This is a genomic window from Actinomyces gaoshouyii, assembly GCF_002072175.1.
GTDB classification, from domain to species: domain Bacteria; phylum Actinomycetota; class Actinomycetes; order Actinomycetales; family Actinomycetaceae; genus Actinomyces; species Actinomyces gaoshouyii.
The window spans coordinates 1-524 of record NZ_MVIV01000020.1; the positions used below are offsets into that span (position 1 = coordinate 1).

The following is a 524-nucleotide window of genomic DNA, read 5'->3' on the forward strand; positions in this document are numbered from 1 at the left end:
CCCCCACACGCCCCACAGCACCCGCACCCGACCCGGCCACCACGACACCGCCACCACTGATCGTCACCGCCCACGACATAGCCACCCTCATCGTCGACGGCTCAGGCATCACCCTACAACCACCCGGGAACACCATCTTGCTCCACATGCCCCTGATCGCCCACACCAACCCCGCCACCCGCACACTAACCACCACCATAGCCAACACCACCATCGACATCGAAGCCACCCCCACCACCTACACCTGGAACTGGGGAGACAACACCACCACAACCACCACCGACCCCGGACACCCCTACCCCAACCACACCATCACCCACCAATACACCACCACCAACAACAACACCACCATCACCCTGACCACCACCTGGACCGCACGATACAAACCCACCAACACCACCAACTGGAAACCCATCACCGGCTACATCACCACCACCCAAACCACCCCACCCCTAACCATCCACCGCCTCACCCCCTACCTCACCAACGACACCCAACACCACCACAACCACTAACCCACCCCA

The 524-nt window shown here is 62.0% G+C and carries 1 protein-coding gene; it reads left to right on the plus strand.

Annotation, left to right across the window (positions count from 1 at the left end; genetic code table 11):
* Nucleotides 1-515, plus strand: a 515-nt coding sequence (locus B1H50_RS10095; protein WP_198939989.1) for a zinc transporter, incomplete at its 5' end; no start/stop codon positions are given.
* Between the last annotated feature and the right edge of the window lie 9 nt (nucleotides 516-524).